A 24,391-nucleotide genomic window follows, 5' to 3' on the forward strand; every position below is an offset into this window, starting at 1 on the left:
CACAAGGAGAACCCCATGGCGACTCTTCTCAGCGAACGCGGTACGCAGGCCAGCTGGCGCGACTATCTCGAGCTGACCAAGCCGAAGGTGGTGCTGCTGATGCTCATCACATCCCTGGTCGGCATGTTTCTCGCCACGCGTGCGGGTGTGCCCTGGACCGTGCTGGTGTTCGGCAACCTCGGCATCGCCCTATGTGCTGGCGGTGCTGCGGCGGTCAATCACGTCGTCGACCGGCGCATCGACTCGGTGATGGCACGCACCCACAAGCGGCCGCTGGCCGAAGGGCGGGTGTCGCCGGCCGCCGCCTTGTTCTTCGCGTTGCTTCTGGCGCTTGCCGGAATGGGCCTGCTGCTGACGTTCACCAACGCACTGGCCGCCTGGCTGACGCTGGCGTCATTGATCGGTTACGCAGTGATCTACACCGGCTTTCTCAAGCGCGCCACACCGCAGAACATCGTCATTGGCGGCCTCGCCGGTGCCGCGCCGCCACTGCTCGGCTGGGTGGCGGTGACCGGCCAGGTGACCGCCGAGCCGTTGTTGCTGGTGCTGATCATCTTCGCCTGGACGCCCCCGCACTTCTGGGCGCTGGCGATTCACCGCAAGGCGGAATACGCCAAGGTCAACGTGCCGATGCTGCCGGTGACCCACGGCGAGCACTACACCAAGGTGCATATTCTGCTCTACACGGCGATGCTGCTGGCGGTGAGTGTCATGCCATTCGCCATTCACATGAGTGGCCCGCTGTATCTCGCCGCTGCCGTCCTGCTGGGCGCACGCTTCCTGTTCTGGACGTTGGTGCTCTACCGCGACAGCCGACCGCATGCGGCCATCAAGACATTCAAATTCAGCATCTGGTACCTGTTCGCGCTGTTCATCGCGCTGCTGGTTGATCATTATCTGCCGCTCAATATCTAGGGCCGGTGGCGTAGGTGCGCTCACCGGTCTGACGCAGCCAACCCTGATGCAGCCAACTTAGGAATCCCATGACCCGCATCCAGAAGACCGTCTTCATCCTCGTCGCGCTGGTCGCGTTGGTCATCGGCCTGACGGTTTACAAGGTGCTCAATACCGAACGTCAACTCGACACGGCCGAGCTGCTCGATGCGGGGATCGTCATGCTTCCCCAGGGTCGCGACATGCCCGACGTCACCTTGACCAACCAGGACGGCGAGGCGGTGTCGATGGAACAGCTCGAAGGGCACTGGAACCTGCTGTTCTTCGGCTATACCTTCTGCCCCGATATCTGCCCGGCCACGCTCGCGGAACTGCGCCAGCTACGGGGCAGCCTGCCGGAAGAGGTGAACCAGCGGCTACAGCCGATCCTGGTCAGCGTCGACCCCGAGCGCGACACGCCCGAGCAACTGAAAAAGTATCTGGATTATTTCGGCGCCGGCTTCATCGGCCTGACCGGGCCGCTGGACGATATCCAGACGCTCGCCAACGCGGCGGGCGTGCCGTTCATTCCGGCCGATACCTCGAAAAAGGACTACACCGTCGATCATGGCGCGAACCTTGCGCTTATCGGCCCGGACGGCCGTTTGCGTGGCTTCATCCGCGCACCGATGCGCACCGAGAAACTCGCCGAGCAATTGCCGGCGGTGCTGGCGTTGGAATAACGCCCCCTGGCGGCTCGTCTGTGCAGACGGGCGCAACAAAAAGGCCCGCGCTGGAATATGCCAGGCGGGCCTCGGTGACACTTATGGCACTACCAAAAGTGCCTCAGCTTAGAACGCCGGAACCACCGCGCCCTGGTACTTCCCCTTGATGAACTGCTTTACGGCGTCGCTGTGCAGGGCATTGGCCAGCTTTTGCATGGCATCGCTGTCCTTGTTGTCCGGACGGGCCACCAGGATGTTCACGTAGGGCGAGTCGCTGCCTTCGATGAACAGGGCGTCTTCGGTGGGGTTGAGCTTGGCTTCCAGCGCGTAGTTGGTGTTGATCAGCGCCAGGTCGACCTGGGTCAGCACGCGCGGCAGGGTCGCGGCTTCCAGCTCACGAAGCTTGATGTGCTTCGGGTTCTCGGCGATGTCCTTCGGCGTCGCGGTAATGCCGGCGCCTTCCTTGAGGGTGATCACGCCGGCCTTTTGTAGCAGCAGCAGCGCGCGGCCGCCGTTGGTGGCGTCGTTGGGAATCACCACGGTCGCGCCATCGGGCAGCTCGTCCAGCGACTTGTACTTGCTCGAATAGGCACCGAAGGGCTCGATGTGGACGCCCGCTACGCTGACCAGTTCGGTGCCCTTGCCCTTGTTGAACTCGTCCAGGTACGGCTGGTGCTGGAAGAAGTTGGCGTCCAGGCGCTTTTCGGCCACCTGGATGTTCGGTTGCACGTAGTCGGTGAAGACCTTGACCTTCAGATCGACGCCCTGCTCGGCGAGCTGGGGTTTGACGAATTCGAGGATCTCGGCGTGCGGGACGGCCGTGGCGGCAACGTTCAGCTCGTCGGCGGCCTGGGCCGAGAAAGCCGCGACGGCGGCGAAGGCGGCTAGCAGTTTTTTCATGGACAGCTCCTTATCGATGCGGCGAGTCGATCGCCGATATCTGTTGTGCGGCCCCGCGTACGAAAAGGGCCAGACGATTACTTACGGGAAAAATGCGTTACCAGTTTGTCACCGACGCTCTGCAGGACCTGCACCAGCACCAGCAACAGGACCACGGTGACCACCATGACGTCGGTCTGGAAGCGCTGGTAACCGAAGCGGATCGCCAGATCGCCAAGCCCGCCGGCGCCCACAACGCCGGCCATGGCGGTATAGGACACCAGGGTAATGGCGGTGACGGTAATGGCGGCGATGATGCCTGGGCGGGCCTCGGGCAGCAATGCGCTGAAGATGATCTGCCGGGTGGTGGCGCCCATGGCCTGGGTTGCTTCGATGATGCCGCGATCGACTTCGCGCAGCGCTGTCTCTACCAATCGCGCAAAAAACGGCGCGGCGCCAACCACCAGCGGCGGGATCGCCCCGGCGACGCCTAACGAGGTGCCGGTGATCAGCACCGTGAAGGGAATCATCACGATCAGCAGGATGATGAACGGCAGCGAGCGCAGCACGTTGACCACGAACGAGAGGAAGGCATACAACGGACCGTTCTCGAATAGCTGGCGCGGGCCGGCGAGGAACAGCAGCACGCCCAGCGGCAGGCCCAGCAGGATGGTGAACAGCAGCGAGCCACCGAGCATCAGCAGGGTGTCCAGCGTAGCCAGCCAGATTTCGTACCAGTCGACGTTTGCCAGTAGGGCTTCCATCAGCGCAGTACCTCCACATGCACGTCAGCGGCGTCCAGCCGGGCCAGCGCGGCAGCCATATCGCCGCCGACCAGGGCCAGGGTCAGCTGGCCGTAAGGGGTGTCCTTGATGCGATCGATGCGCCCCGAGAGGATGCTGAAATCGACACCGGTGTCCCGTGCGACGGTGCCCAGCAACGGCTTGTAGGTGGCCTCGCCCTGGAACGTCAGACGCAGAATGCGGCCGGGTACGTGGGCGAAGTCATCATGCTGCTCGCCTTCATCGACCGCTTCGTCTTCAAGCACGAAGCGCTGGGTGGTGGGGTGCTTGGGATGCAGGAACACCTCGGTCACCGGCCCCTGCTCGACGATTTCGCCGCCATCCATCACCGCGACGCGATCACAGACGCGGCGGATCACGTCCATTTCATGGGTGATCAGCACGATGGTCAGCTTCAGCTCGCGGTTGATTTCCGCCAACAGCTGCAGCACCGAGGCGGTGGTTTGCGGGTCGAGCGCGCTGGTGGCCTCGTCGCAGAGCAGGATGTCCGGCTCGGTGGCCAACGCGCGGGCAATGCCGACGCGCTGCTTCTGCCCACCGGAGAGTTGCGCCGGATACTTGCGTGCGTGCTCTTTCAGGCCGACCCGCTCCAGCAGGGCGGCGACACGCGTATCGATCTGGCTACGCGAATAGGTGCCGGCCAGGCGCAACGGCATGGCGACGTTGTCGGCCACGGTCTTGGACATCAACAGGTTGAAATGCTGAAAGATCATCCCGACGCGTTGACGGAAGCACCGCAGGCCGTCGGCATCCAGGGCGGTGACGTCTTCGCCGCTGACCAGGATGCGCCCGCCTGATGGCTCTTCCAGGCGATTGATCAGGCGCAGCAGAGTGCTTTTGCCAGCACCGGAGTGGCCGATCAGGCCGAACACCTCGCCAGCACCGATCGTCAGCTCGGTCGGCTTGAGCGCAGGAATCTCGCGACCCGCGCCACGGCCGTCGGTGCTCCGATAGGTTTTGTGGACTTGATGAAATTCGATCACGGGCGAACCTTGTGGGTGCGTCGTCAACGGCCGGATGAGTGGCCAAAGGCGTGCATTCTACGCGTTGTAGCCCCTCGGCGCAGCCAGCCCGGATGTGGACTGGCTTGAAGCCTGATAGCTCTTATGGGACCGGCGCGCAGTGCTGTTTGTAGAGCCCCGACCTCGGGGCGAAGCTTTTGGCACCGAGCTGGCGCCATTCGCCGCGGGTCGCGCCTCCCACAGCAAAAGCGTGCGACCTGCACAACGCAGCGCCATGCACGGGCTGGATTTGTAGGAGCCCCGACCCCGGGGCGAAGCTTTTGGCGCCGAGCTGGCGCCATTCGCCGCGGGTCGCGCCTCCCACAGAAAACGCGTGCGACCAGCACAAAGCGGCGCCATGCACGGGCTCAATTTGTGGGAGGCCCGCCCTCGGGGCGAAGCGCTCAGCGATTGGGCAGCTCACGCCAGTGCAGGTAGCAGCGCAGGTCGAACTCGGTCTGCGCATAGCCCGGCATCATATGTTCGCAGAGCTTGTAGAAGGCGCGGTTGTGCTCGCTTTCGCGCAGATGCGCCAGCTCATGAACGACGATCATTTGCAGAAATTCCGGTGCCGCTTCTTTGAACAGCGCGGCGACACGGATCTCCTTCTTCGCCTTGAGTTTGCCACCCTGGACCCGTGACACCGCGGTGTGCAGGCCGAGGGCGCGGTGGGTCAGGTCGAGGCGGTTGTCGTAGAGCACCTTGTCGATCCCTGGTGCGCTCTTCAGGTGGGTCTGGCGCAGTTGCTGGACGTAGCCGTACAGCGCTTTGTCGCTCTGCACCTGATGGCGTTGCGGGTAGCGTCGATTGAGATACTCGCCCAGGCGTCCCTCGGCGATCAGATGACGGATCTGTTGTTGCAGCGACTCGGGATAGCCGCTCAGGTACTTCAGGGTGCTCATCGCCTAGGTCCTGCGCCGCCAGGCAAAGCTGAGCAGGAACAGTGCCGCCGCCGACACCACGATCGACGGGCCGGCCGGGGTATCCTCGTACCACGACAGCGACAACCCCATGCCGACGGCGAGCAGCCCGGTCAGGCTGGCACCCAGGGCCATCTGCTCCGGGGTGCGCGCATGGCGCTGGGCTGCCGCGGCGGGTATGATCAGCAGCGAGGTGATTAACAGCACGCCTACGATTTTCATCGCCACGGCGATGACCATGGCGATCAGCAGCATCAGCGATAAGCGGATGGCCGTAACCGGCAGTCCTTCCACCTTCGCCAGTTCTTCGTGCACGGTTACCGCCAGCAGAGGCCGCCACAGCGGGATCAGCGCCAGCAGGACGATCGCGCTGCCAGCGATGATCCACGCCAGGTCAGTCGTGCTCACCGCCAGCAGGTCGCCGAACAGATAGGCCATCAGGTCGATGCGTACGTCCTGCATGAAGCTCAGCGATACCAGGCCGAGCGAGAGGCTGCTGTGGGCAAGGATACCCAGCAAGGTGTCCGACGCCAGCGGTTGGCGCTGTTGCAGGGTGACCAGCAATACCGCCAGCAGCACGCAGCAAACGATGACCGCCAGGGTCAGGTTGACCTCCAGCATCAACCCCAGCGCCACGCCGAGCAGCGCGGAATGCGAGAGGGTGTCGCCGAAATAGGCCATGCGCCGCCAGACCACGAAGGAGCCAAGCGGGCCGGCAACCAGTGCCAGCGCCAGGCCGGCGAGGAGTGCATTGAGGAGAAAATCAGGCATCGGTCAGTGCTTGCAGTTCGGGCCGTGGATGTGGGGCTTGCCGGTGACCACGCTGCCGTGCAGGTCATGGCTATGGTCGTGTTGGTGGTGATAGACCGCGAGGCTGCGCGCATCCTGGCCGAACAGCTCGACGAAGGCCGGGTCGGTGCTGACCTGTTCCGGATGGCCCGAGCAACACACGTGACGGTTCAGGCAGACCACCTGGTCGGTGGCGCTCATCACCAGGTGCAGGTCATGCGACACCATCAGCACGCCGCAGCCGTAACGTTCGCGCAGCCGACCGATCAGCCGGTAGAGCTCGGCCTGTCCGGCGACATCGACGCCCTGCACCGGCTCGTCCAGCACCAGCAGCTCCGGCTCGCGCAGCAATGCGCGCGCCAGCAGCACCCGCTGCATCTCGCCGCCGGAAACGGCTTGCAGCGGACTGTCGATCACCTGCTCGGCACCGACTTCCTTCAGCGCGGCCAAGGCACCGGCGCGATCCACACCCGGCACCAGACGCAGAAAACGCAGCACCGAAAGCGGCAGGGTCGGGTCGACGTGCAGCTTCTGCGGCATATAGCCGACACGCAGCTTCGGCTTGCGCCAGACCGTGCCGCTGTCGGGCTTGAGCAAACCGAGCACAGCCCGTACCAGGGTGGTCTTGCCGGCGCCATTGGGGCCGATCAGCGTGACGATCTCGCCGCGATGCACCTGCAGCTCGGCGCCTTCGAGCACCGCCTGCTTGGCGAAGCGCACATGGATGTTCTCCAGGCGGATCAGCGCTTCGCTCATGCCGCGCTCCGGCACGGTGCGCAGAGGCCGACGACTTCCACCGTCTGGCCTTCGACCTGGAAACCCACGCTGCGCGCGGCCTGGTCGATGGCCTCGCTAATGCTCGGCTGCTCTAGCTCGATGGCGGTGTGGCAGTTGCGGCAGATCAGGAACTGGCCTTGGTGCGGGTGCTCGGGATGGTTGCAACCGATGAAGGCGTTGAGCGAGGCGATGCGGTGCACCAGGCCGTTCTCCAGCAGGAAATCCAGCGCGCGGTAGACCGTGGGCGGCGCGGCGCGGCGGCCATCCTGGGCCGTAAGTTCGGCGAGGATGTCATAGGCGCCGAGCGGCTTGTGGCTTTGCCAGACCAGCTCCAGCACGCGCTTGCGCAGGGCGGTCAGGCGCACACCGGAGCGCTCGCAGAGGAGGTCGGCTTCGGCCAGGGCGCTGCTTACGCAGTGGTCATGGTCATGGGGTGTGCAGGCCAGCGGGGACTTGGGCATGAGCGGAGACGAGGTGGCTGAGAGACGTTATTATGTTACCCATTCAGTTCAATCGAGTGTTGCCCGTGTTTCGTCTTTTTTCGATACCGCTGCTAGTGACCGCCAGCCTTTTCGGCAGTGCCCAAGCGCACGCCGAAATCGAGGTGCTGGCCAGCATCAAACCCCTGCAATTGATCGCCGCTGCCGTTCAGGACGGTGTCGGCAAACCCGCCGTGCTGCTGCCACCGGGCGCCTCGCCCCATCATTACGCCATGCGCCCATCCGATGTCAGGCAGATTCGCCGCGCCGATCTGCTCTATTGGATCGGCCCGGACATGGAGGCGTTTCTCGCGCCGGTACTGAAAGGCCGCAAGGGGCCGAGCGTGGCGATGCAGTCGTTGCCCGAGCTGACGCTGCGTCACTTCGGCGAAACTGCCAGCGAGCACGAGGCCGAGCATGATCATCACGCCGAGCCGGCACACGACGAACACGCGCATGAAGCAGCCGACGTCCATGCCGACGATCACGACGAACACGACCACGCCCACCGCCCCGGCAGCCTGGACGCGCACCTCTGGCTATTGCCCGCCAACGCCGTGGCGATCGCCGAAAGAATGGCGCAGGACATGGCCAGGGCCGACCCGGCCAACGCCGAGCGCTACCGGGCCAACCTCGCCGCGTTCAAGCAGCACCTGGGTGCCCTCGATGAACGGCTCGGCCAGCGTCTCGGCCAGGTCCGAACCAAGCCGTTCTTCGTCTTCCACGAAGCCTACGAGTATTTCGAAGCCGCTTATGGCATCAAGCACGCCGGCGTATTCAGCGGCGGTGGCGAAGCCCAGCCCGGGGCACGGCATGTCGCCGCCATGCGTGAACGCCTGGAGCAGGCCGGCCCGAGCTGCGTGTTTTACGAACCCCCGGTGCGTCCTCGCCTGGCCGACAGCCTGACCCGCGGATTGCCGGTGAAAGTTGCCGAGCTGGATGCGCTGGGTTACGACATCGACGCCTCGGCCGGTGGCTACGAGCAGTTGATCGACGACCTTGGCAATTCGCTGGCCGGCTGCCTGGAATCGCTCTGATCCTGCGTGTCGGCGTCGGGTTGCCGCCTGGCGCTTGAACGGGTCGCTCGTCGGCCGACTTGATGCGCGTCATTAGCGCTTCCAGCCTGCGTGACTATGCTTCGTGCTTTGGACTCCGTTCCATTGATACGAGGATACGCAGCACATGGCGAAGACGGACGGGCCCATTGCGGCGAACACCAGAACGCTCTCCGATATCGCCCTGCAGGCGGCATCCGAGGACATCTGGGCGCAGAAATACCGCCTGACCCGCAAGGACGGCACGCCGATCGACGAGAGCGTCGACGCAACCTGGCAGCGGGTCGCGCGGGCGCTGGCCGAGGTCGAGCCGGCCAAGCAGCGCGAGCACTGGTACGAGCGCTTCCTCTGGGCCTTGCGCCATGGCGCCATTCCGGCCGGGCGGATTATTTCCAACGCCGGTGCGCAGGACTACAAGCCGGCCACCTCGACCATCAACTGCACGGTCTCGGGCACCATCAGCGACTCGATGGACGACATCCTCGGCAAGGTCCACGAGGCCGGGCTGACGCTCAAGGCCGGCTGCGGCATCGGTTACGAATACAGCACCCTGCGCCCGCGCGGCTCCTTTGTTTCGGGCGCCGGCGCGCACACCAGCGGGCCGCTGTCGTTCATGGATATCTTCGACAAGATGTGCTTCACCGTCAGCTCCGCCGGCGGACGTCGTGGCGCGCAGATGGGCACCTTCGATGTCGGCCATCCGGACGTGCGCGAATTCATCCGCGCCAAGCGCGAGGACGGCCGGCTGCGTCAGTTCAACCTCAGTCTGCTGATCACCGACGAGTTCATGCAGGCGGTGGAGGCCGACGCCGAGTGGCCGCTGATCTTCCCGGTGCACACCAAGGAAGCCGCCGAGCTGAATCTGCAAGACGCCGAGCAGGCGCTCTGGCGCGAGTGGCCGGTGCACCACGACTACATCGTCCGCGACGACGGGCTGGTCGCCTGCAAGATCTACGGGCGCGTCAAGGCGCGGCATCTGTGGGACATGATCATGGTCTCCACTTATGACTACGCCGAGCCGGGTTTCATCCTCATCGACCGGGTCAACCAGCTGAACAACAACTGGTGGTGCGAAGCGATCCGCGCCACCAACCCCTGCGGCGAGCAACCGCTGCCGCCCTACGGTTCCTGCCTGCTGGGCTCGATAAACCTGACCCAGTTCGTCATCGACCCCTTCGGCGGCGAGGCGCGTTTCGACTGGGACACCTACCGCGAGGTGGTGCGCGTCTTCACCCGCATGCTCGACAACGTAGTGGAGATCAACGGCCTGCCCCTGGCGCAGCAACGTCACGAGATCGAGAGCAAGCGCCGCCACGGCATGGGCTTCCTCGGCCTCGGCTCGACCCTGACCCTGCTCAAGCTGCGCTATGGCAGCCCGGAAGCCTGCGTATTCACCGAGGAAGTGTCCCGCGAGATGGCGCTGGTCGGCTGGGAGCAGGCGCTCGAGTTGTCAAAGGAAAAAGGCCCGGCACCGCTGCTGACGGAGACGTTCGAGGTCACCGCCGAGATGCTGCGCAAGCGCCCGGAAATGAAAAAGGACGGCTACAAGGTCGGCGACCGGGTCGCCGGTCGCGTGCTGCACGCCAAGTATTCGCGCTATATGCAGAAGATCGCCGAGTACGCGCCGGAGCTGATCGAGGCGCTGGCCGAGCAGGGCGCGCGCTTCACCCACCACAGCTCCATCGCACCCACCGGCACCATCAGCCTGAGCCTGGCCAATAATGCGTCCAATGGCATCGAACCGAGCTTCGCCCACCAGTATTCGCGCAACCTGATCCGCCCCGGGCGCAAGGCCAAGGAAAAGATCGAGGTGTTCAGTTACGAACTGCTGGCCTATCGCACGCTGATCAACCCGCGCGCCAAGCCCGGTTCGACCGAGCCGGGCGAGAAGCTGCCGGACTACTTCATCACCGCCGACGACGTCAGCCCGACTCAGCACGTCGACATTCAGGCCGCTGCGCAGCGCTGGGTCGACTCGTCGATCTCCAAGACCGCCAACGTGCCCACCGACTACCCGTTCGAGGCGTTCAAGGACATCTACCGCTATGCCTGGCGCCAGGGCCTCAAGGGCTGTACCACCTTCCGCTTCAACCCGGCCGCCTTCCAGGGCGTGCTGGTCAAGGAAGCCGATCTGGAGAAGACGCTGTACCGCTTCACTCTCGAGGACGGCAGCGTGGTCGAGCTCAAGGGCAATCAGGAGGTCGAATACGACGGTGAGGTGAACACTGCCGCCAACCTGTTCGATGCTCTGAAAGAAGGCTATTACGGCAAGTATTGAGCCCCGACCGATAGCCGGGCGGCGCGGGCCGTCCGGATGGAGAAACCGCAATGACCGTAAAGATCACCCAGCGCATCAAGGGCTTCAAGGTTGTCGATGAGACCCTTGAACGCCCCGCCGTCACCACTGAAAGCGCTCCCGGCAAGGCGGCGGTGGTGGAGATGGACGAGAGCCTGCAGCGCCCGGAAACGCTGGTGGGCATGACCTACAAAATCAAGTCGCCGCTGTTCGAACATGCACTCTACGTCACCGTCAACGACGTGGTGCTCAATGCCGGCACGCCGCACGAGCAGCGCCGGCCGTTCGAGATCTTCATCAACTCGAAAAACATGGACCACTTCCAGTGGATCGTCGCGCTCACCCGAATCATGTCCGCAGTGTTCCGCAAGGGTGGCGACTGCACCTTCCTGGTCGAGGAGCTCAAGGCCGTGTTCGATCCGCGCGGCGGCTATCTAAAGAAAGGTGGTGTTTACATGCCATCCATCGTCGCCGAGATCGGCGGCGTGCTGGAGCGGCACCTGATCGCCATTGGCATGCTCGAAGGCCATGCGCTGGACGAAACCCAGCTCAAGTACCTGGCTGAAAAACGCGCCGCCTATGAAGCCAGCCAGGGCGCCGCCACGGTGGAGCCGGGCGAGGGCTTCCCGGCGGGGGCGCAGCTGTGCAGTAAGTGCAGCACCCAGGCGGTGGTGCAGATGGACGGCTGCGCGACCTGTCTGAACTGCGGTAACTCGAAGTGCGGTTAGGCGGAGCATTGCATTACGCCTTCGGACCGTCGGATTACGCCTTCGGCTAATCCAACCTACGTTGGCTTGGGTGAGTTGTAGGATGGAATCGCCGCAGGCGCTTCCGTCGTTCACCGCGTGGATCGGGCGGACGACGATGCCGCGGCCGGTTCGCTCTCTGGACCGTCGGATTACGCCTTCGGCGAATCCAACCTACCTTGGCTGGGCTGCGTTGCAGGATGGAATCCCGCAGGCGCTTCCGTGGCTCACCGCCTCGATCGGGCCGGGCGATGATCGTCGCCGCGGCCCTTTCGAATTTCAGGTCACCACGCGATAGCAGGGCTCGTACGGCCGGCCGCCGGGCAGCTTCATCCGGTGCTGCTCGACGAAGGCCTGCAGCAGGCGATCCAGCGGCTTCATGATCGTCTGTTCACCGTGGATCTCGTAGCGGCCGTACCGCTCGATGCGGCGGATGCCCTTGTCCTTGACGTTGCCCGCGACGATGCCGGAGAACGCGCGGCGCAGGTTGGCGGCGAGGATATGCGGCGGCACCTCGCGGGTCAGTTGCAGGCTGGCCATGTTCTCGTGAGTCGGATCGAAGGGATGCTGGAAACCTTCGTCGATCTTCAACAGCCAGTTGAAATGGAAGGCATCGTTGCGCTCGCGGCGGAACTGCTTGACCGCCTTCAGCCCGTCGACCATCTGCCGTGCCACTTCGGCCGGATCATCGATGATCACCTGATAGAGCTTCTGCGCTTCGTCGCCCAGCGTCGCGCCGACGAAATCCCGCAGCTGCTGGAGGTAGGGCGCCGCGCTCTCAGGCCCGGTGAGGATGACCGGGAACGGCAGCTCGCGGTTGTCCGGATGCAGCAGGATGCCGAGCAGGTAGAGGAATTCTTCCGCCGTGCCGACGCCGCCAGGAAAGATGATGATGCCGTGACCGACACGGACGAAGGCTTCCAGGCGTTTCTCGATGTCCGGCAGGATCACCAGCTCGTTGACGATCGGGTTCGGTGCTTCGGCCGCGATGATGCCGGGCTCGGTCAGGCCCAGGTAGCGCCCGCCGATGATGCGCTGCTTGGCGTGGGCGATGGTGGCGCCCTTCATCGGGCCTTTCATCACGCCCGGGCCGCAGCCTGTGCAGATGTTCAGGTTGCGCAGGCCCAGTTCGTGGCCGACGCGCTTGCTGTACTTGTATTCCTCGCTGCTGATCGAGTGGCCGCCCCAGCACACCACCATGTTCGGCTCGACTCCGGGGCGCAGGGTGCGGGCATTGCGCAGCAGGTGGAAGACGTAATCGGTGATGCCTTGCGAGCTTTCGAGGTCGATGCGCGGGCTGCCCAGTTCGCTCTCGGTATAGACGATGTCGCGCAACGCGCTGAACAGCATCTCGCGCGTGCTGGCGATCATCTCGCCGTCAACGAAGGCGTCGGCCGGTGCGTTGAGCAGCTCCAGGCGCACACCGCGGTCCTGCTGATGGATGCGCACCTCGAAATCGTCGTAGGCCTCGAGAATGGTCTTGGCGTTGTCGATGCGTGCGCCAGTGTTGAGGATCGCCAGGGCGCATTGGCGAAACAGCGTGTAGGTGCTGCCGCAACCGGCTTCGCTGAGTTGCTGAACTTCACGTTGAGACAGGGTTTCCAGACTGCCCTTGGGGCTTACCGAGGCGTTGATTACATAGCGTGAGGTCATTCGTGTTGTCCCTGAAAACAATGCGACCTGGCTGGGGCGGCCGGGCGCATCAGGATAAGCGTCGATGCCGGTGGCCGCGACGCGTAAGGAAGGTGATCGGGCCGGGAGTTGCGCCGGCGTGCAGGCCTGCGGACGGCGGCGAGAGGCTTCGCGGTGGCAAGCCGATGAACGGCAAGGGCCATGTTACCCCAGCCGCTTTGCGCCGGGCTCCTGGCCCGCGACGTTGGGCGCCGATGCGCTGGCATTGATGTTTTCAGCCCGTTCCGGGGCACTGTTTCATTCATGCGTACATCCCGTACGACTCCTTGTGTCACCGTCTTTGACAGCGGACGAGGTCGTTTGAGTGCACGGGGCACGAATGGTTTTGCGGCGGCAGTTGCCTGGGGCAGGGCGGCTGCGCCTCGCCGGCGTTCAAAACGCAAACGGCAAGGCGCTATCGCATTGCTGGCGAGCGGCGAGCAGGCGGCGAAACTCGCCCGGGTCCTTGATCAGTACGGCCTGCCCGGCGAAGGCCTGCGCGGCGATCAGACGCGACAGCCAGAAACGTACGCAGGCCACGCGCAGCATCGGCTTCCACAGTTCGGCTTCGGCCGGGGTGAAGCGGCGCAGGGCGGAATACGCGGCGAGCAATGCCTGGCAGCGGTCCTCGTCCAGCTCGCCGTTCGGGTGTGTGCACCAGTCGTTCACCGCGATGGCGATGTCGTAGAGCATCGGCCCGGAGCAGGCGTTGTAGAAGTCGATCACCCCGGTGAGGTGGTTGCCCTCGAACAGGACGTTGTCGCGAAACAGGTCGGCATGCAGGTTGGCCCGCGGCAGGGCGAGAATCTTCGGCTTGAGCTCGGCCATCTCGGCCAGGGCATCGCGCAGTAGCGGCAACTGATTCTCATCGAGCGACAAGGCCAGGCCGGGGCCCTCCTGCTGCATCCAGTCCAGACCGCGGTCGCTGCGGCGCTCGAGCAGGTTGTCGCGGGTGGCCAGGTGTAGGCGTGCCAGTAACCGTCCGACCTCGCTGCAGTGGTGCGGGTTGGGCGAAGTGACATGCTTGCCGGGCAGCCGTGGCTGCAGCAGCGCGGGCTTTTCCGCCAGCGAGCGCAGGGCTTCGCCGCGGTCGTCGCGCAGCGCATAAGGGACCGGCAGGCCGGCGCGGTGCAGCACGTCGAGCAGCTCAATGAAGAACGGCAGGTCCTGGCTGGGACCGCGCTCGATCAGGGTCAGGACGTATTCGCCCTGCTCGAGACTGACAAAGAAATTGCTGTTCTCGCTGCCTGCGGCGATCCCCTCGAAGGTGCGCAGGCGCCCGAGCCGATAGGGCGCCAGAAAGGCTTCGAGTTCTTCGCGTTGCAGCGGCGTGAATACCGACATGAGTTGCTTCCGTTAACGTCGTTGCTGCGTTACCAGCTGAATATTTCCCAGGCTGGGATCAGCATCTCCGGCTTGTCGGCTCGGATGAAGTTGCTGTCGCCGTCGGCGCGCACCAGAAAGTAGGGCTTACCGTGCTTGGGTGTGATTTTCACCGCGTAGAGGAAGCCATTGACCCGGTATTCCTCGACGGTCCGGTCACCCTCCTGGCGGATGGTCACGTCGGGTTCACCCTCGACCGGGTCTTGAGCGAAACCGCTCAGCGGCACGAGCGCCAGCAGGCTGGCCAGCATCAGAGGTTTGATCGCACGCATGATAACCTTGTCCCTTTGTCGCCAAGTGGTCCGATGCATTCTAGCTGCGGTCCCGCCGAAAAGGTTGATCCTGCTCATGAGCCAAACGCCCCTCGTTCTGGTGGACGGTTCGTCCTACCTCTACCGCGCCTTTCATGCGCTGCCGCCGCTGACCACCTCCACCGGCAAGCCCACCGGGGCGGTGAAAGGCGTGCTGAACATGCTCCTGGCGCTGCGCCGGCAATACCCGGACAGCCCCTTCGCGGTGGTCTTCGACGCCAAGGGCCCGACCTTCCGTGACACCCTGTTCGCCGAATACAAGTCCCACCGACCGCCGATGCCCGATGACTTGCGCAGCCAGGTCGAACCGCTGCACGCCAGCGTACGTGCGCTGGGCATGCCGCTGCTGTGTATCGATGGCGTCGAGGCCGATGACGTCATTGGTACACTGGCGCGCCAATGCGCGGCGCTCAAGCGCGACGTGATCATCTCTACCGGCGACAAGGACATGGCGCAGCTGGTCTGCCCGCACGTCACCCTGGTCAACACCATGAGTGGCAGCGTCTACGACATCGAAGGCGTGAAGAACAAGTTCGGCGTCGGTCCGGAGTTGATCATCGATTTTCTCGCGTTGATGGGCGACAAGGTCGACAACATTCCCGGCGTACCGGGCGTGGGCGAGAAGACTGCCTGCGGCCTGCTCAACGGGATCGAAGGCGGTCTCAAGGGGCTCTACGAGAACCTCGACAAGGTCGCCGAGCTGCCGATTCGCGGCGCCAAGTCGCTGGCCGCCAAGCTCGAGGAGCATCGCACGGCGGCGTTCATGTCCTATGAGCTGGCGACCATCAAGCTCGACGTGCCGCTGGACGTGCAGGTCGAGGATCTGATGCCCGGCGAGCCGCACCGCGAAGCGCTGATCGCGTTGTACCGCGAGCTGGAGTTCAAGCAGTGGCTCGACGAGCTGCTGCGAGAAGCCAAGGCGGCGGGCGAGAATTGCGAAGTGCAGCCCGAAGGCTGTTCGATCCAGGCCGAGGCCGAATACAGCACGATTTTCGAGCAGGCCGAATTCGACGCCTGGCTCGAACGCCTGAAGGCCGCCGAATGCTTCGCCTTCGATACCGAGACCACCAGCCTCGATGCGCAGAAGGCGCAGCTGGTCGGCGTCTCCTTCGCCATCGAGGCGGGCAAGGCGGCTTATGTGCCGCTTGGCCACAGCTACATGGGCGTACCGCAGCAGCTGAACATGGAGGCTGTACTGGCCGCGCTGAAACCGCTGCTGGAAGACCCTGGCAAGCGCAAGATCTGTCAGCACGGCAAGTACGACATGAACGTGCTGATGCACTACGGCATCGAAATGCGCGGCATGACCTTCGACACCATGCTCGAATCCTACGTCCTCGACGCCACCGCGACCCGCCATGACATGGACAGCCTGGCGCTGAAATACCTCGGCCGCGGCACCATCCGTTTTGAGGACATCGCCGGCAAGGGCGCCAAGCAGCTGACCTTCGACCAGATCGCCGTGGAGCAGGCCGGGCCCTATGCCGCCGAAGACGCCGACGTCACCCTGCGCCTGCACCAGACGCTGATGGGCAAGCTGGAGGCCACCCCGTCGTTGCTCAAGGTGCTCAACGAAATCGAGATGCCGCTGGTGCCGGTGCTGGCGCGTATCGAGCGCAACGGTGCACTGGTCGATGCCAACCTGCTCGGGCTGCAAAGCGTCGAGATCGGCAACAAGCTCGTCGAGCTTGAGCGCGAGGCTTACGACATTGCGGGCGAGGAATTCAACCTCGGCTCGCCCAAGCAGCTCTGCGCGATCCTCTATGACAAGCTCGGCTGCCCGGTGCTGTCGAAGACCGCCGGCGGTCAGCCGTCCACCGCCGAGAGCGTGCTCGCCGATCTGGCCGAGAAAGATTACCCGCTGCCCAAGGTGATCATGCAGCATCGTAGCTTGAGCAAGCTCAAGGGCACCTACACCGACAAGCTGCCGTTGCAGATCAATCCGCGCACCGGACGCATCCACACCAGCTACCACCAGGCCGTGACCGCTACCGGTCGCCTGTCATCGTCAGATCCGAACCTGCAGAACATCCCGATCCGCACCGCCGAAGGCCGACGGATTCGCCAGGCCTTCGTCGCCGCGCCCGGCTACAAGCTGCTCGCCGCCGACTACTCGCAGATCGAGCTGCGGATCATGGCGCACCTGGCGCAGGATGCCGGCTTGCTATACGCCTTCCAGAACGACCTGGACGTGCACCGCGCCACCGCGGCGGAGGTCTTCGGCGTCGCGCTGGATCAGGTGAGCAACGACCAGCGGCGCAGCGCCAAGGCGATCAACTTCGGTCTGATCTACGGCATGAGCGCCTTTGGCCTGGCCAAGCAGATCGACGTCAGCCGAGGCGACGCGCAGGCTTATATCGACCGCTATTTCGCCCGTTACCCGGGCGTGCTCGCCTACATGGAGCGCACCCGCGCCCAGGCGGCTGAGCAAGGCTATGTCGAGACGCTGTTCGGTCGCCGGCTGTACCTGCCGGAAATCAATTCGAAGAACGGGGCCATGCGCAAGGGCGCCGAGCGCACCGCGATCAACGCGCCCATGCAGGGCACCGCGGCGGACATCATCAAGCGCGCCATGATCGCCGTGGACGGCTGGCTGCAGCAGAGCGGGCTCGATGCACGGGTGATCCTGCAGGTGCACGATGAACTGGTGCTGGAGGTACGCGAGGATCTGGTGGAGCAAGTGCGCGAGCAGATCTGCCCGCTGATGAGTCAGGCCGCTCAGCTGGACGTGCCGCTGCTGGTCGAGGCCGGAGTCGGCAACAACTGGGACGAGGCGCACTGAGTTACGCAGGTAGGCGGACGATGGCCCGGCTCGCCACCGTTCCAACGGCTGCCGGCGATAGGGTCGGAGCTTGGAGAAAAATATTTCCATCCGCATTGAACTTGCGGAGCAACAGATCGGTCTGAGGCTACGAAGGGTGTAAAAGCCCTTCGATGCTCCTTGTTGTGTTAAGTGTTGGCAGATCTCTGGACCTCGCCCTAGCGGTCCGGATTTGGACCTCGAACTTCCCCCTCCCCCAACGAAGTTCGAGGTTTTTTTTTCGTCCCGAGAAAAGTGCCGGGACGGCAGGCCGGTTGTTCACGCGGCGTGCTTTCCGGCTCGCGCGCTGCTTTGGTGTAGGAGCGGCCTCTGGCCGCGGCCGTGGGACTGCGCGGCTGCGGTTCGCAAGCAGGGCTTGCTCCTACATAAGCGGGCGTGCCGGCGGGCGCGGCTTTTGTGTAGGAGTGGCCTCTGGCCGCGACCTGGGAATCTGCGCGGCTGCGGTCCTGCGTGGCCGCGGTTCGCAAGCAGAGCTTGCTCCTACAGGTGCGGGTTTAGTGCGTGCGCGGTGGGTGTCAGGGTAGCTGCAGCCCGCCGGCCGCCTTGTGCAAGCTGCGCAGGTGGTTGCCGATCTGAGTGAGGTTGGCCTCGACGGCCTCCAGTTCGTTCTGACGCGCCTGGCCCAGCAGCAGGCGGACTTGTTCGTTGAGCGCTTCGCTGAGCTGGCTCAGGCGCGCCTGGCGCTCGCTGCTGGCCTGCTCCAGCCGCTGCCACTCGCTGGCTTGCGGCAGGCCGTAACCCTGTTCGTCGAGCAGCTCTGCCGGGCGACTGAGGTAACCGCTGTTGGCGAGGATGCCCTGCAAGGCTTCGTCGGCTTTGGCTAGGCTGGCATCGCCGCGCTCACGTCCGCCCAGGTAGCGCTTCTTCAGTTCCTCCTGTGCCAGCAGCAGATGTCGGCGAAGTGCGGCTTGCTCCACCAGCAACAGGGCGGCGCTTGCGCGCAGGTCAGCCTTCTCGATCCAGGGCCGGCGTTGCTCGGCGCTGAGTTCCAGCCATGCTTCGACATCCGTTTGGGGCAGGCCCAGGCGTTCGCGCAGCACGGCAAACATGGCCTGGTAGCGGTCGCGGTAGGAATCGAAGCGATATCCCAGGCGCAGTGCCTCGCGCGGATCATCCAGCACGCTGGCGTCAGCCAGACCTCGGTTGATCAGGATATCCAGCAGGCCGCTGGGCAGGATGCTGTCCAGCGTCCTGAGTTCGGGGCGTGCAGTGCCGCTGCGCAGTAGTTTCAGGGTCTCAACGGCGCAGTTGTTGGACAGGAAATAGTAGTTGCCGTCGTAGCTCCAGTGCAGCTCGGCGCTGCGTGCAACTAACGCGTCGATTTCGTCGCGCTGCAATTTGAGCGGAATCGAGGCGAGGCTGCGCAGCTCGACCTTGGTGTACTCGTCGATTACCTGGCCCAGCGGCAGGACGAACAGGCGTGACGGATAGACGCCGGTGAGGCCGTCCCAGCTGGACAGCTGCACGTCGCCGACAAAGGCGCGGAAGGACAGCACCAGATGATGGTCGAGATCCAGCCGGCAATCCGGCCCGCGCGGGCGGCCGGGAGCGCAGATGACCAGGCGCAGCATGCTGTGGCCCCAGCGGCTGACCCAGGCGTCGTTGGCTTCGGCGAACAGGTAGTCGACGGCGTAGACCCGTTCCGGGTCGAGCTCGAGCAATGGCGTGCGGGCGAAGTCACTGCCGGCGTTGAGAATCGGCAGGCCGCTTTCGCAGGCTTGCACGTTCGCTGGCTGCCAGCCGAAATGTTCGCGGAAGTAGCGGTGCAGCGATGGTCGCCGGCATGCGTAGCTCGGGTCGAGAAGAAAGTATTCCAGGTTCACCGCGACGAATTCGAGCGGGTTGGTCAGCTCGTATGCGTCGGGGCTGCGTGCCACCTGGGCGTTGTCTCGCTCGCGTTCGCCGCGCTGGCCGACACGCTGCGGCCAGCCGGCCAGGTCGAGCAGGCGCGGATCGTCGCTGAGGGTGAAGCGGCGCTCGGTCTGGCCGCGGCACTTATCGGGCAGTCCGACCTTGCCAAGACTGCTGGCGCGCTGGTGACAGAACGCCAGTTGCCGATGGCTCGTCGCGGACCAGAGGCGGGAGCGATCGTAGAGATGGCCGAGTTCGTGGCTCAGCGTCGCCAGCAACTCCTGGCGCACCGTGCCGTGGGGGCGTGTTGTGCGTTGCGTGGCCGCCCGGCCGTCGGCCAAGGCTGGCAGCAGACGGCGGTTGAGCAACAACGTACGGCCGCCGGCACTGCCATAGACGTCGTGATCCAGCCCGTCGGACCAGCGCACCTGCACGTCCCGGTCGAGCCGTTCGATCATCCGCGGCGGCAGGACCGCCATGGCTTCGCTGAGCAGTTGCCGCGTGGCGGCCCTTTCGGCCGGAGCAAGGTCGCCATCGTCCGGCGTCAGGCGCAGGGCGGCCTGGCACAGGTTGGCCGTCATGACCAATGCCACGACGGCCCACCAGGCGCGCGGTGATCTCACTGGGCGAGGATGGTTTCGGCCAGGACCAGATCACTGGCCTGTCGTGCTTCCGGGAAGGCTTCACGCAGGCTGCCGAAGGCCGCCTCCAGGCGTGCTCCGCGGAGTTCACCGCCACTGGCAACGAAGCCTGCTGCCTCGTCACGCGCCTCGCTGACCACTTTCATGTCGCTGATGCGGCTGGTCACGTCGGAAGTGAAGTTGATGCTTCGATCGAGCGCGTTGATGACGATGTTGCTGGTGGCCACCAGCGTCTGCGCCTGGGCGCCGCCGGCGAGGAGGGTCAGCGTGAGCGGCACGGCGATCAGCTTGAAGTTCATAACGGTGCTCATGAAAAAGGGTGGGTCATTGGACGAGGATCGCCTCGGCCAGTTCAAGGTCACTCGCGGCGATTTGCGGATGCTGCTCGTGTAGCCAGCGCAGCGCGGTTTCCAGCCACGGGCCACGCTTTGCCCCGTGGCTGGCGACGAACACGGCCGCGTCGTCGCGCGAGGCGAGGATCAGTTTGTTGTCGAACGGAGCGCTGGTCACCTGGCTGGCGACGTAGGTGGAGGCGACGCTGCCGCCGATGAGGCTGTCGAATGCCTGGGCGCTGCCGCAGAAGCAGCAGCCGACGAGTGCGAGGTAGAGCGGACGCATGTGAATCCTGAAGCCGAACAATCAGCCGCCAAGGCTAGCGAAACGCCAGCCACAGGGCCAGCGCCGTGCTCGCCGGGAACTGCGTGTCAGAGCGCCAGGATTGCGTTGGCCAGCTGAAGGTCGCTGGCGTGCAGCTCCGGCGCCTGGCTGCGGATGTGCTTCAGTGCAGCCTCCAGCTGAACCCCGCGCGCCTGGCCGTTGCTGGCGACGAAGCGGGCGGCGTCGTCCTTGGCGTTGATCACCAGCTTGTCGTCACCCAGGTTCGAGGTGATATCGGACGTGCCTTCCACGGTATTGACCAGCGAGGCGCCGATGGCATCGATGGTGCCGGTGAAGCTGCCAGCCGAGACAGGACCGGCGACCAGGCAGGCAGCCGCAGCAACGGACAACAGGTACTTGTTCATAGACTTCTCCAGGCTGGGTGGCATTGCGCCGTCAGGTGCTTTGACCATCAGGCGGCTAGGGCCGTTCAGCTTAGGCTGCACGGCCTCGCCTGGGAAGAGCGGCCTCATTGCCAGAACGGCTTGTCCAGCTCGGCCATTCGTTCGCTATGGCTGATACCGATGTCCGACAGCTGGTGGTCGTCCAGCGCTGCCAGTTGGCGCCGGGTGCGAGCCCGTCGGCGCCACAGATGCAGCAATTCGACCAAGCGGCCCAGCGATAGCGAGCCAGTAGCGAGCCTGAGGGTGCGGGGCAGTACGCGTTCCATCTGCCTTCTCCTTCCCGCCTAGTCGCGGGGATGAGTCTTGGGTAGATAGGGTCGCGCGCCGCGCTGTTGCGTAACAGCCACAGGGGCTGTGGATTGTGCCGGTTCAGTTGCAGGTGGTGGACAACTGTACCGCTGCTTCGTCGGCGAAACTGTTCGCTCGACTCAGCCTCTTGCGGACGAGGCGCTGACCATTTCGACCGGACGGATCTCGAAATCGCGGGTGAGGAAGTCCATACGCTGCTCCCGGAAGTTGCGCATGTGCGGGAGGGCATTGTGCGCCGCCAGATGCTCCGGCGACTGCCAGACCTCGAAGAAGATGAACAGGGTCGGATCCTGGGCATCGCGCAGCATGTGGTATTCGAGGCAGCCCTCCTCGGCTCGGCTGGCGTCAACGTAGCCGGCGAACAGGGCCTCGAACTCCGCGGATTTTTCCGGCCGGGTGTAGGCATGAAGGATGAAGGCACAGCGGTCATTCATGAGTCTGCTCCAGGGTGAGGTGAGACCTAGCCTAAGGCAAGAACGAGGTGCCAATTCGTGACCTTCAGTCAAATCGCTTTTGCTTGAAGCGCTCTGTTTCGCCCCTGAGCGAATCGTTAGGCTGCTCGCCATTCTCACCTGGATACGACTCCATGAAAAACGTCCTGCTCCTCAACGGTGCCAAGCAGTTCGCCCATTCTGACGGCCGCTACAACACCACGTTGCACGAGACTGCGCTGAGCTTTCTCGACCGTGCTGGTTTCGATGTGCAACAAACCCATATCGAGGCCGGCTATGACCTGGCCGAAGAAGTCGCCAAGTTCGTCTGGGCGGACGTGATCATCTATCAGATGCCCGGATGGTGGATGGGCGCGCCCTGGACGGTGAAGAAATACCTCGACGAGGTGTTCACCGAGGGCTACGGCAGCCTCTACGCCAACGACGGACGCACGCGTTCCGATGCCTCGCAGAAATACGGCAGCGGCGGGCTGTTGCAGGGCAAGCAGTACATGATTTCGGCGACCTGGAACGCACCGCAGCAGGCCTTCGACGATCCGACTGACTTCTTCGAAGGCAAGGGCGTCGATGCGGTCTATTTTCCCTTCCACAAGGCCAACGAGTTCCTCGGCATGACGGGATTGCCGACCTTCCTCTGCGTGGACGTGATGAAGCGCCCGGCGATCGAGGCTGACATCCAGCGTTACGAAGCGCACCTGGCCAAGGTGTTCAGTAGCTGACGCAAGAAAAAACCCCTCGCGGCGATGCCGGGAGGGGTTCTGGTATTGCCGGTGTCGCTTACTCCACGGCCTTGACCATGTCCTCGACGACCTTCTTGGCATCGCCGAAGACCATCATGGTCTTGTCCATGTAGAACAGTTCGTTATCCAGACCGGCGTAACCGCTGGCCATGGAGCGCTTGTTCACGATCACGGTCTTGGCCTTGTAAGCCTCGAGGATCGGCATGCCGGCGATGGGCGACTTCGGATCGTTCTTCGCCGCCGGGTTGACCACGTCGTTGGCGCCGAGCACCAGCACCACGTCGGCCTGGCCGAACTCGGAGTTGATGTCTTCCATCTCGAAGACCTGCTCGTAGGGCACTTCGGCCTCGGCCAGCAGCACGTTCATGTGCCCAGGCATGCGGCCGGCGACCGGGTGGATCGCATACTTCACGGTCACGCCCATGTGCGTCAGCTTCTCGGCCAGCTCGTTTAGCGCATGCTGCGCACGAGCCACCGCCAGGCCGTAGCCGGGGACGATGATCACGGTATCGGCGTTCGACAGCAGGAAGGCGGCGTCGTCGCTGGAACCGGATTTGACTGGACGCTGCTCCTGGCTGCCTTTGGCCGGGCCGGCATCGGCGTCGCCACCGAAGCCGCCGAGGATCACGTTGAAGAACGAACGGTTCATCGCCTTGCACATGATGTACGAGAGGATCGCGCCGCTCGAACCCACCAGGGAGCCGGCGATGATCAGCATCGAGTTGTTCAGCGAGAAACCGATACCGGCCGCCGCCCAGCCCGAGTAGCTGTTGAGCATCGACACCACCACCGGCATGTCGGCGCCGCCGATGGGGATGATAATCAGCACGCCGATCACGAAGGCCAGTGCCACCAGGATCATGAACGCGGTGAAGTTGCCGCTGAAGGTGTAGATCAGGCCCAGCACCAGAATCGCCACGCCAACGGCGAGGTTGATCTTGTGCTGGTTGGCGAACACCACCGGCGCGCCCTGGAACAGACGGAACTTGTACTTGCCCGACAGCTTGCCAAAGGCGATCACCGAACCGGAGAAGGTGATGGCACCGATGGCCGCACCGAGGAACAGCTCCAGGCGGTTACCGGCCGGAATTGGATAGCCGATGGCCTGGACGATGCCCAGCGACTGCGGTTCGAGTACCGCGGCGATGGCGATGAATACCGCGGCCAGGCCGATCATGCTGTGCATGAAGGCGACCAGCTCGGGCATCTTGGTCATCTCGACGCGCTTGGCCATCAGCGTACCGGCGCTGCCACCGATCAGCAGCCCGAGGACAATGAAGCCCAGGCCGGCCCAGGGACTGGCGCTCTCGGCCAGCTGCGCGCCGAGCTTGAATACCAGGAACACCGTGGTGACCACGGCGATGCCCATGCCGATCATGCCGAACAGGTTGCCGCGGCGCGAGGTGGTCGGGTGCGACAGGCCTTTCAGAGCCTGGATGAAGCTCACCGAAGCGATGAGGTAGAGCAGGGTGATGAGGTTCATGCTCATGGCTTGGACTCCGCCTTGGCGCCTGCGCGCTCCTTCTTCTTGAACATTTCCAGCATGCGACGGGTGACCAGGAAGCCACCGAACACGTTGACCGCGGCCAGGGTCACGGCCAGGGTGCCCATCAGCTTGCCCATCGGGGTGACGGTCAGCGCGGCGGCCAGCATGGCGCCGACGATGACGATCGCCGAGATGGCGTTGGTGACCGCCATCAGCGGGGTGTGCAGCGCGGGTGTGACGTTCCAGACCACGTGATAGCCGACGTAGATCGCCAGCACGAAGATGATCAGGTTGTAGATGCCATCAGAAATCATGTCCATGT

25 protein-coding genes are annotated in these 24,391 nt (G+C 64.2%); 7 read left to right on the top strand and 18 right to left on the bottom strand.

Annotation, left to right across the window (positions count from 1 at the left end; genetic code table 11):
* The first annotated feature begins 15 nt into the window (after positions 1-15).
* Both cyoE and KCX70_RS00600 read left to right on the top strand, forming a co-directional pair.
* Positions 16-915 carry a heme o synthase gene (gene cyoE / locus KCX70_RS00595; protein WP_021209113.1) on the top strand — a complete coding sequence of 300 codons (900 nt, stop codon included), beginning with the start codon at positions 16-18 and terminating at the stop codon, positions 913-915.
* A 68-nt stretch (positions 916-983) separates the two neighbouring features.
* Entirely contained in the window at positions 984-1,616 is a 633-nt protein-coding gene (locus tag KCX70_RS00600; protein WP_212618967.1) for an SCO family protein, read from the top strand.
* A gap of 108 nt (positions 1,617-1,724) precedes the next feature.
* Here KCX70_RS00600 and KCX70_RS00605 read toward each other — a convergent pair whose 3' ends face one another.
* From KCX70_RS00605 to zur, 7 genes are all read right to left on the bottom strand, one after another.
* Positions 1,725-2,498, bottom strand: a complete 774-nt coding sequence (locus KCX70_RS00605) for a MetQ/NlpA family ABC transporter substrate-binding protein (protein WP_212618968.1) — start codon at positions 2,496-2,498, stop codon at positions 1,725-1,727.
* A 77-nt stretch (positions 2,499-2,575) separates the two neighbouring features.
* Entirely contained in the window at positions 2,576-3,241 is a 666-nt protein-coding gene (locus KCX70_RS00610; RefSeq protein WP_102851848.1) for a methionine ABC transporter permease, read from the bottom strand.
* The gene (locus KCX70_RS00615) at positions 3,241-4,263 is read right to left on the bottom strand and encodes a methionine ABC transporter ATP-binding protein (RefSeq protein WP_212618969.1); all 1,023 of its coding nucleotides are present in this window, start codon (positions 4,261-4,263) and stop codon (positions 3,241-3,243) included. Before KCX70_RS00615 ends, KCX70_RS00610 begins: the two co-directional genes overlap by 1 nt.
* Positions 4,264-4,685: 422 nt before the next feature.
* Positions 4,686-5,183 (bottom strand): M48 family metallopeptidase, encoded by a 498-nt coding sequence (locus KCX70_RS00620; protein WP_212618970.1) that lies wholly within the window; start codon positions 5,181-5,183, stop codon positions 4,686-4,688.
* 3 nt (positions 5,184-5,186) lie between these two features.
* Positions 5,187-5,972, bottom strand: coding sequence for a zinc ABC transporter permease subunit ZnuB (gene znuB / locus KCX70_RS00625; protein WP_212618971.1), 786 nt, complete (start codon positions 5,970-5,972; stop codon positions 5,187-5,189).
* A 3-nt stretch (positions 5,973-5,975) separates the two neighbouring features.
* Positions 5,976-6,746 (bottom strand): zinc ABC transporter ATP-binding protein ZnuC, encoded by a 771-nt coding sequence (gene znuC / locus KCX70_RS00630; RefSeq protein WP_102851845.1) that lies wholly within the window; start codon positions 6,744-6,746, stop codon positions 5,976-5,978.
* Positions 6,743-7,228 (bottom strand): zinc uptake transcriptional repressor Zur, encoded by a 486-nt coding sequence (gene zur / locus KCX70_RS00635; protein ID WP_021209105.1) that lies wholly within the window; start codon positions 7,226-7,228, stop codon positions 6,743-6,745. The genes znuC and zur overlap by 4 nt, the downstream gene beginning before the upstream one ends.
* Before the next feature lie 65 nt (positions 7,229-7,293).
* Here zur and KCX70_RS00640 point away from each other — a divergent pair, with 65 nt between their 5' ends.
* The 3 genes from KCX70_RS00640 to KCX70_RS00650 all read left to right on the top strand — a co-directional run bounded on the left by KCX70_RS00640 (position 7,294) and on the right by KCX70_RS00650 (position 11,325).
* On the top strand, positions 7,294-8,283 hold the full coding sequence (locus tag KCX70_RS00640) for a zinc ABC transporter substrate-binding protein (protein WP_212618972.1): 990 nt from the start codon (positions 7,294-7,296) through the stop codon (positions 8,281-8,283).
* A gap of 145 nt (positions 8,284-8,428) precedes the next feature.
* Positions 8,429-10,579 carry an adenosylcobalamin-dependent ribonucleoside-diphosphate reductase gene (locus tag KCX70_RS00645; RefSeq protein ID WP_212618973.1) on the top strand — a complete coding sequence of 717 codons (2,151 nt, stop codon included), beginning with the start codon at positions 8,429-8,431 and terminating at the stop codon, positions 10,577-10,579.
* Positions 10,580-10,629: 50 nt separating this feature from the next.
* A complete protein-coding gene (locus KCX70_RS00650) occupies positions 10,630-11,325 on the top strand; it encodes an NrdJb (RefSeq protein ID WP_021209102.1) in 696 nt (231 codons plus the stop codon).
* Positions 11,326-11,622: 297 nt separating this feature from the next.
* Here the strand turns inward: KCX70_RS00650 and ppnN are convergent, their stop codons facing one another.
* The 3 genes from ppnN to KCX70_RS00665 all read right to left on the bottom strand — a co-directional run bounded on the left by ppnN (position 11,623) and on the right by KCX70_RS00665 (position 14,669).
* On the bottom strand, positions 11,623-12,996 hold the full coding sequence (ppnN, locus tag KCX70_RS00655) for a nucleotide 5'-monophosphate nucleosidase PpnN (RefSeq protein ID WP_102851842.1): 1,374 nt from the start codon (positions 12,994-12,996) through the stop codon (positions 11,623-11,625).
* 411 nt (positions 12,997-13,407) lie between these two features.
* Entirely contained in the window at positions 13,408-14,358 is a 951-nt protein-coding gene (locus KCX70_RS00660; protein WP_212618974.1) for a homoserine kinase, read from the bottom strand.
* A 29-nt stretch (positions 14,359-14,387) separates the two neighbouring features.
* A complete protein-coding gene (locus KCX70_RS00665; protein WP_021209099.1) occupies positions 14,388-14,669 on the bottom strand; it encodes a DUF2782 domain-containing protein in 282 nt (93 codons plus the stop codon).
* A gap of 76 nt (positions 14,670-14,745) precedes the next feature.
* On the opposite strand from KCX70_RS00665, the gene polA reads away from it, so the two are divergent.
* Positions 14,746-17,490: a DNA polymerase I gene (gene polA / locus KCX70_RS00670; protein WP_212618975.1), complete on the top strand. Its 2,745-nt coding sequence runs from the start codon at positions 14,746-14,748 to the stop codon at positions 17,488-17,490.
* 554 nt (positions 17,491-18,044) lie between these two features.
* Here polA and KCX70_RS00675 read toward each other — a convergent pair.
* From KCX70_RS00675 to KCX70_RS00700, 6 genes are all read right to left on the bottom strand, one after another.
* Positions 18,045-19,961 carry a DUF4105 domain-containing protein gene (locus tag KCX70_RS00675; protein ID WP_212620261.1) on the bottom strand — a complete coding sequence of 639 codons (1,917 nt, stop codon included), beginning with the start codon at positions 19,959-19,961 and terminating at the stop codon, positions 18,045-18,047.
* Between the two features lie 38 nt (positions 19,962-19,999).
* The gene (locus tag KCX70_RS00680; protein WP_102851838.1) at positions 20,000-20,320 is read right to left on the bottom strand and encodes a DUF2388 domain-containing protein; all 321 of its coding nucleotides are present in this window, start codon (positions 20,318-20,320) and stop codon (positions 20,000-20,002) included.
* 25 nt (positions 20,321-20,345) lie between these two features.
* Positions 20,346-20,639, bottom strand: a complete 294-nt coding sequence (locus KCX70_RS00685) for a DUF2388 domain-containing protein (protein ID WP_021209095.1) — start codon at positions 20,637-20,639, stop codon at positions 20,346-20,348.
* Between the two features lie 86 nt (positions 20,640-20,725).
* A complete protein-coding gene (locus tag KCX70_RS00690; RefSeq protein WP_102851836.1) occupies positions 20,726-21,043 on the bottom strand; it encodes a DUF2388 domain-containing protein in 318 nt (105 codons plus the stop codon).
* A gap of 104 nt (positions 21,044-21,147) precedes the next feature.
* Positions 21,148-21,348: a DUF1127 domain-containing protein gene (locus KCX70_RS00695; RefSeq protein WP_212618976.1), complete on the bottom strand. Its 201-nt coding sequence runs from the start codon at positions 21,346-21,348 to the stop codon at positions 21,148-21,150.
* A 162-nt stretch (positions 21,349-21,510) separates the two neighbouring features.
* A complete protein-coding gene (locus tag KCX70_RS00700; RefSeq protein WP_212618977.1) occupies positions 21,511-21,825 on the bottom strand; it encodes a putative quinol monooxygenase in 315 nt (104 codons plus the stop codon).
* A gap of 152 nt (positions 21,826-21,977) precedes the next feature.
* Between KCX70_RS00700 and KCX70_RS00705 the strand changes: the two genes are divergently transcribed.
* A complete protein-coding gene (locus KCX70_RS00705) occupies positions 21,978-22,562 on the top strand; it encodes an NAD(P)H-dependent oxidoreductase (protein ID WP_212618978.1) in 585 nt (194 codons plus the stop codon).
* A 58-nt stretch (positions 22,563-22,620) separates the two neighbouring features.
* Here the strand turns inward: KCX70_RS00705 and KCX70_RS00710 are convergent, their stop codons facing one another.
* Both KCX70_RS00710 and KCX70_RS00715 read right to left on the bottom strand, forming a co-directional pair.
* Positions 22,621-24,072, bottom strand: a complete 1,452-nt coding sequence (locus KCX70_RS00710) for an NAD(P)(+) transhydrogenase (Re/Si-specific) subunit beta (RefSeq protein WP_102851833.1) — start codon at positions 24,070-24,072, stop codon at positions 22,621-22,623.
* The gene (locus tag KCX70_RS00715) at positions 24,069-24,389 is read right to left on the bottom strand and encodes an NAD(P) transhydrogenase subunit alpha (protein WP_021209089.1); all 321 of its coding nucleotides are present in this window, start codon (positions 24,387-24,389) and stop codon (positions 24,069-24,071) included. The genes KCX70_RS00710 and KCX70_RS00715 overlap by 4 nt, the downstream gene beginning before the upstream one ends.
* Positions 24,390-24,391: the final 2 nt, after the last annotated feature.

Source organism: Stutzerimonas stutzeri (assembly GCF_018138085.1).
In the GTDB taxonomy this organism is placed as follows: Bacteria; Pseudomonadota; Gammaproteobacteria; order Pseudomonadales; family Pseudomonadaceae; genus Stutzerimonas; species Stutzerimonas stutzeri_AI.

What these genes read in the sequence shown, in the direction of transcription:
- znuB (WP_212618971.1), bottom strand. Translation starts at nt 5,972, where the DNA reads ATGCCTGATTTTCTCCTCAATGCACTCCTCGCCGGCCTGGCGCTGGCA.
- KCX70_RS00645 (WP_212618973.1), top strand. Translation starts at nt 8,429, where the DNA reads ATGGCGAAGACGGACGGGCCCATTGCGGCGAACACCAGAACGCTCTCC.
- KCX70_RS00685 (WP_021209095.1), bottom strand. Translation starts at nt 20,639, where the DNA reads ATGCGTCCGCTCTACCTCGCACTCGTCGGCTGCTGCTTCTGCGGCAGC.
- KCX70_RS00600 (WP_212618967.1), top strand. Translation starts at nt 984, where the DNA reads ATGACCCGCATCCAGAAGACCGTCTTCATCCTCGTCGCGCTGGTCGCG.
- KCX70_RS00705 (WP_212618978.1), top strand. Translation starts at nt 21,978, where the DNA reads ATGAAAAACGTCCTGCTCCTCAACGGTGCCAAGCAGTTCGCCCATTCT.
- KCX70_RS00620 (WP_212618970.1), bottom strand. Translation starts at nt 5,183, where the DNA reads ATGAGCACCCTGAAGTACCTGAGCGGCTATCCCGAGTCGCTGCAACAA.
- cyoE (WP_021209113.1), top strand. Translation starts at nt 16, where the DNA reads ATGGCGACTCTTCTCAGCGAACGCGGTACGCAGGCCAGCTGGCGCGAC.
- KCX70_RS00715 (WP_021209089.1), bottom strand. Translation starts at nt 24,389, where the DNA reads ATGGACATGATTTCTGATGGCATCTACAACCTGATCATCTTCGTGCTG.
- polA (WP_212618975.1), top strand. Translation starts at nt 14,746, where the DNA reads ATGAGCCAAACGCCCCTCGTTCTGGTGGACGGTTCGTCCTACCTCTAC.
- znuC (WP_102851845.1), bottom strand. Translation starts at nt 6,746, where the DNA reads ATGAGCGAAGCGCTGATCCGCCTGGAGAACATCCATGTGCGCTTCGCC.
- KCX70_RS00695 (WP_212618976.1), bottom strand. Translation starts at nt 21,348, where the DNA reads ATGGAACGCGTACTGCCCCGCACCCTCAGGCTCGCTACTGGCTCGCTA.
- KCX70_RS00690 (WP_102851836.1), bottom strand. Translation starts at nt 21,043, where the DNA reads ATGAACAAGTACCTGTTGTCCGTTGCTGCGGCTGCCTGCCTGGTCGCC.
- KCX70_RS00680 (WP_102851838.1), bottom strand. Translation starts at nt 20,320, where the DNA reads ATGAACTTCAAGCTGATCGCCGTGCCGCTCACGCTGACCCTCCTCGCC.
- KCX70_RS00610 (WP_102851848.1), bottom strand. Translation starts at nt 3,241, where the DNA reads ATGGAAGCCCTACTGGCAAACGTCGACTGGTACGAAATCTGGCTGGCT.
- ppnN (WP_102851842.1), bottom strand. Translation starts at nt 12,996, where the DNA reads ATGACCTCACGCTATGTAATCAACGCCTCGGTAAGCCCCAAGGGCAGT.
- KCX70_RS00660 (WP_212618974.1), bottom strand. Translation starts at nt 14,358, where the DNA reads ATGTCGGTATTCACGCCGCTGCAACGCGAAGAACTCGAAGCCTTTCTG.
- KCX70_RS00675 (WP_212620261.1), bottom strand. Translation starts at nt 19,961, where the DNA reads ATGACGGCCAACCTGTGCCAGGCCGCCCTGCGCCTGACGCCGGACGAT.
- zur (WP_021209105.1), bottom strand. Translation starts at nt 7,228, where the DNA reads ATGCCCAAGTCCCCGCTGGCCTGCACACCCCATGACCATGACCACTGC.
- KCX70_RS00665 (WP_021209099.1), bottom strand. Translation starts at nt 14,669, where the DNA reads ATGCGTGCGATCAAACCTCTGATGCTGGCCAGCCTGCTGGCGCTCGTG.
- KCX70_RS00650 (WP_021209102.1), top strand. Translation starts at nt 10,630, where the DNA reads ATGACCGTAAAGATCACCCAGCGCATCAAGGGCTTCAAGGTTGTCGAT.
- KCX70_RS00605 (WP_212618968.1), bottom strand. Translation starts at nt 2,498, where the DNA reads ATGAAAAAACTGCTAGCCGCCTTCGCCGCCGTCGCGGCTTTCTCGGCC.
- KCX70_RS00710 (WP_102851833.1), bottom strand. Translation starts at nt 24,072, where the DNA reads ATGAGCATGAACCTCATCACCCTGCTCTACCTCATCGCTTCGGTGAGC.
- KCX70_RS00700 (WP_212618977.1), bottom strand. Translation starts at nt 21,825, where the DNA reads ATGAATGACCGCTGTGCCTTCATCCTTCATGCCTACACCCGGCCGGAA.